The 4,682-nt window shown below is 72.4% G+C and carries 5 protein-coding genes; 3 read left to right on the top strand and 2 right to left on the bottom strand.

The window, feature by feature from the left end; genetic code table 11:
* Nucleotides 1–145 precede the first annotated feature (145 nt).
* Both cofE and RMO85_RS09445 read left to right on the top strand, forming a co-directional pair.
* Nucleotides 146–1,132 (top strand): coenzyme F420-0:L-glutamate ligase, encoded by a 987-nt coding sequence (gene cofE, locus RMO85_RS09450; protein WP_310528475.1) that lies wholly within the window; start codon nucleotides 146–148, stop codon nucleotides 1,130–1,132.
* A 62-nt stretch (nucleotides 1,133–1,194) separates the two neighbouring features.
* Entirely contained in the window at nucleotides 1,195–1,932 is a 738-nt protein-coding gene (locus RMO85_RS09445) for a DUF3105 domain-containing protein (protein WP_310528474.1), read from the top strand.
* 9 nt (nucleotides 1,933–1,941) lie between these two features.
* Here the strand turns inward: RMO85_RS09445 and RMO85_RS09440 are convergent, their stop codons facing one another.
* On the bottom strand, nucleotides 1,942–3,042 hold the full coding sequence (locus tag RMO85_RS09440) for a sugar phosphate nucleotidyltransferase (protein ID WP_310528473.1): 1,101 nt from the start codon (nucleotides 3,040–3,042) through the stop codon (nucleotides 1,942–1,944).
* 58 nt (nucleotides 3,043–3,100) lie between these two features.
* On the opposite strand from RMO85_RS09440, the gene RMO85_RS09435 reads away from it, so the two are divergent.
* On the top strand, nucleotides 3,101–3,829 hold the full coding sequence (locus RMO85_RS09435; RefSeq protein ID WP_310528472.1) for a TIGR03089 family protein: 729 nt from the start codon (nucleotides 3,101–3,103) through the stop codon (nucleotides 3,827–3,829).
* Nucleotides 3,830–3,844: 15 nt separating this feature from the next.
* On the opposite strand, the gene RMO85_RS09430 is transcribed toward RMO85_RS09435, so the two are convergent.
* Nucleotides 3,845–4,682 (bottom strand): VCBS repeat-containing protein (locus tag RMO85_RS09430; RefSeq protein WP_310528471.1); only part of this gene is annotated, 838 nt, incomplete at its 5' end.

Here is a 4,682-nt window from a genome sequence, read left to right as displayed (position 1 = left end):
GCTGGCTCGTCGACGAGTCCGACGCGCACCACGTCGCGGCGGTCGAGGCCGCGGGCATCGCGTGCGTCGCCGTACCCCTCCTGATGTCCGACCACGACGCGACGGCGGCCATGGCTGCTGCCGCGATCGAGCTGGTCCGGCCGGCGTGACAGGTCTGGAGGTCACCGCACCCGACGGACTGCCCGAGATCACCGCGGAGTCGGACCTTGCGGCCCTGATCGCCGCCTCGACCGACCTCGTCGACGGCGACATCGTCGTCGTCACGAGCAAGGTGATCAGCAAGGCCGAGGGCCGGGTCCGGGCGGGTGGACGCGACGACGCCCTCGCCGAGGAGACCCTCCGCGTCGTCGCCCGCCGCGGAGCCACCGTGATCGTGCGCAACCGGCTCGGGCTGACGATGGCGGCTGCCGGCATCGACGCCTCCAACGTCGAGGCGGGCTCGATCGCGCTGCTGCCGCTGGATCCGGACGCCAGCGCCCGGGCGTTGCGCACGCGGCTGCACGAGCTCACGGGCGCGGTCCTCGCCGTCCTCGTCACCGACACCGCCGGGCGCGCCTGGCGAGAAGGGCAGACCGACATCGCGATCGGCGCGGCCGGACTGCGCGTCGCCGAGGACTTCGCCGGCCGGGTGGACGCCTACGGCAACGATCTCGTCGTCACCCTGCCGGCCGTGGCCGACGAGATCGCCGGTGCCGCCGACCTGGTGCAGGGCAAGCTCGGCGCTCGACCCGTCGCCGTGGTCCGCGGCCGTGCCGACCTGGTGCTGCCCACCGGCGAGGACGGTCCGGGCGCCACGTCGCTGATCCGTCCCGACGGTGCCGACCTCTTCGGGTACGGCGCCCGCGAGGCCGTCATTCGCGCGCTGGCCGGCACCGAGGCGGACCAGCTGCCGTTCGGCGAGCCCGTCGACCCGTCCAGCCTGATCGAGGCGATCGGCCGCGTGCACCTCTCCGGCTGGATCTCGGCCGCACTCACCGACGACGACGAGCCCACCTCGCTCGACCTCGAGATCGCCGGTATCCCCGACGAGAGGGTCGTGGCGGCGGTCTGCTTCGCCCACGGCTGGCGACTGGCGAACTGGCAGCACGGGGAATCGGGAGTCGTGGCACGGGTCTCACCGACGACTCCGTAGACTCTGCCCCCGACCCCGCCTGCTCCTGGGCGCGCCCATCGATCTCGAGAGACTCACACGCCGTGGCCAAGAAGGACAGGACCGACCGTCAGGCGGTCATCGACTCCATCCGCAACAAGCAGAAGGGCGCCGAGAAGCGTCGCGGCTACGCCATCGTCGGTGTGTGCGTCGTCGTCGCTCTGCTGATCATCGGCGCCGCGGCCTACCAGCCGATCAAGGACTGGTACGACCTGCGCAGCTTCTCCGCCAAGAACCTCGACGAGATCGGTGCCGACGCCAAGGTGTGCGGCGAGATCACGACGAAGAAGGCCAACGGGTCGCAGGAGCACGTGGAGCCGGGCACCCCGATCCAGTACGAGGACTCGCCGCCGGCGTTCGGCCAGCACTACAACGTGTGGGACGGCATGGAGCGCAAGCTCTACACCGGCACCGACCGCCCCGACGTGGGCGAGCTCGTGCACAACCTCGAGCACGGCTACACGATCCTCTGGTTCGACCAGACCGTCGCCGACAGCGACTCGATGATGGACGACCTGCGCGGGATCGCCGAGAAGCTCAAGGGAACCGACAACCTCCGCGACAAGTTCAAGGCCGTGCCGTGGACCTCCGACGACGGTGAGCCCTTCCCCGGCGACCAGCACGTCGCGATCACCCACTGGTCGGTCGGCGGTGCGGGTGAGACCGCCCCGGACAAGCAGGTCGGCGTCTTCCAGTACTGCTCGGCCCCGAGTGGCGCCGCACTGGAGTCCTTCATGAAGGAGTACCCCTACCTCGACTCCCCGGAGCCGACCGTCAAGTAGTCCCGCGCCTCACGTGAGGTGCCCGTGGCCGTCCTGCTTGAGGGCGGCCACGATCGCCCTCACGTCCTGCGCGCGCTCGAGCGTGGTCACCAGGAGCGCGTCGCCGGTGTCGACCACCACGACGTCGCGCAGGCCGACCACAGCCACCATCCGCCCACCGTGGGGCACGACGAGTCCGTCTGCGTCGACGGTGCGCACGAGCTCGCGGTCACCGAGCACGGTGACCGGGTCGTCGCCGCCCAGCAGCGTCCGGAGCGAGGCGAAGTCGCCGACGTCGTCCCAGCCGAAGGTGCCGGGCACCACGGCCACCCGACCGGCGGCCGCGGCCGGCTCGGCGACGGCGTGGTCGACCGCGATCCTGGGCAGTGTCGGCCAGACCGCGGCCAGCGTGGACGGGTCGGCTGCGATGCCCCGCAGCGCAGCCGTGAACACGGGGTCCTGCTCGGCGAGCAGGTCCAGGAGCACCCCGGGCCGCACCACGAACATGCCTGCGTTCCAGCGGTAGCCGGCTTCGACGTACGCCGCAGCGACCTCGACCGACGGCTTCTCCACGAACTCGCGGACCTCGAAGGCACCCGCGACGCCGTCGACGGCGGCGCCGACGTTGATGTAGCCGAACCCGGTCGCCGGGTGTGTCGGCTCGATGCCGATGGTCACCAGCCAGCCCGCCCGGGCGGCCTCGACGGCGGTGGCGGTCGCGGCGCGGAAGGCGTGCGTCTCGGTGATGACGTGGTCGGCGGCGAACGACCCCATCACGGCGTCGGGGTCGCGGGCCTCGAGGAGGGCGGCGGCGAGTCCGATCGCCGCCATCGACTCGCGCGCCGACGGCTCGGCGACCACCGCGTCCGCGCCGAGCTCCGGCAGCTGGGCGACCACTTCGTCGCGATGGGCTCGACCGGTGACGACGAGCATCCGGTCGGCCGCCAGCGGCGCCAGGCGGTCGTAGGTGGCCTGGATCAGAGTGCGTCCGTTCCCGGTCAGGTCGTGCAGGAACTTGGGCGAGCCCTGGCGAGACAGCGGCCAGAGCCGGGTGCCGGCCCCGCCGGCGGGGATCACGGCCCAGAAGTGGTCGAGGTTCTCGGATTTCTCGACGGCACGGTGCTCGCTCATGGGCGCGACAGTAGGCCACCGCGGGGACGATGCTGGCCGCCGCCCTAGGCTCGCGGATGTGACGACGTTCTCAGCCGAGCTGACCCGACAACTGCGCGGCGACGCGGGACGCCCGTTCATCACGTTCTACGACCACGCGAGCGACGAGCGGGTCGAGCTGTCGCTCACGACCTACGCCAACTGGGTGGCCAAGGCCGCCGGGCTGCTGGTCGAGGAGGGCGATCTCGAGCGTGGGATGCGGCTGCGCCTCGACCTGCCCACACACTGGCTCGGACCGGTCTTCCTCGGCGCCGCGTGGACCGTCGGCCTGACCATCACCGACGGCGACGAGCCCGATGCGGTGGTCTGCGGACCCGACACCCTGCCCGCCTGGGCCGACCGCGCCGACGACCTGCCAGTCTTCGCGTGCAGCCTGCGCCCGCTGGGCGTGCGGTTCGCCGAGCCGGTCCCGCCTGGGGTCCACGACGTCGGCATCGAGATCTGGACCCAGCCCGACGCGTTCGCGCCGTGGGACCCGCCGACCGGGGCCGACCTGGCCGTCGATCTCTCGCTCGCCGTCGGCGCCGTGCGCCAGACACAGGAAGAGCTCATGGAGGCGGCCGCCGCCGGGAGTCTCCTCACCGACGGCGGCCGTCTCTTCTCGGTCACGAACCCGGCTTCCCCACCGGGAATCGTCACCGTCACCGAGCCACTCGCACGGAGCGGCTCGCTGGTCCTCGTCCGGCACTGTGCGTCCGAGCGGTCGCAGTCGACGTACGACGCGGAGCGCGCCACGCATCGAGTCTGACCGCGGTCGGTCGCCTCAGCCGGCCAGGTCGTAGGCCCCCATTCCCTCCCCGAGGAAGCGCGGCGGCGCCACGCCGGCGCGCGTGCCGGCGTAGAGGTAGAGGTAGCCGGTGCTGGGCTGGCGCAGCAGGTAGTCGCCGGTCCCGCTGCCCTTGATGTCGCTGACCGGGATCACCCAGTCGAAGGGCGTCAGGTCGGCCGGCAGCCCCGTCCGGGCGACCGTGCGCCCGGCCACCGTGCGCCCGACCGAGATGCCCGTGCCCGTGCCCGCATAGACCATCAGCGCACCGCCGGGCGGCGTCCCCAGGAGGTCGGGGAAGCCGTCGCCGGTGACGTCACCGACGGCCGTGAGGCCGGCGATGCCGCCGAAGCCGTTGCCGAGCTGGACCGGTTCGGCCAGCTGGCCCGCGGTGTTTCCGCGGTAGAGCCGGAGCCAGCCGTCGCGGCCCCGGGCCACCACGTCGCCGGCACCGTCGCGGTCCCAGTCTCCTGCGTTGATGATGAGGTCGGCGTCCGCCAACGACACGCCCGTGTCGATGGGGGCCCCGAGCTCGTAGGTGCCCTTGTTGGGGACGACCACGAGGCTGTTGCCCTTGACGCCGATCAGGTCGGGGGCGGCGTCGCCGACGAGGCTGCCGGCCGAGGTGAGCGACCGCAGGGCCCGCACATTGGCGGCGGGGCCGATGGGCAGTGAGAAGGAGCCGTCGCCGCGGGCGGTGTGGATGTAGACCTTGCCCTTCGCGGTGCGTGCGACCAGGTCGCCGCGACCGTCACCGTTGAAGTCGGCTCCGCCGGTGAGCCGGTTGTACGCCGACCTCGAGCCGGGCACCGCGGTGCGAGCCGCGAAGGTGCCC

Origin of the sequence: Nocardioides sp. (assembly GCF_031422975.1) — a bacterium.
In the GTDB taxonomy this organism is placed as follows: domain Bacteria; phylum Actinomycetota; class Actinomycetes; order Propionibacteriales; family Nocardioidaceae; genus Nocardioides.
This window is presented reverse-complemented; position numbering and strand designations above follow the sequence as displayed.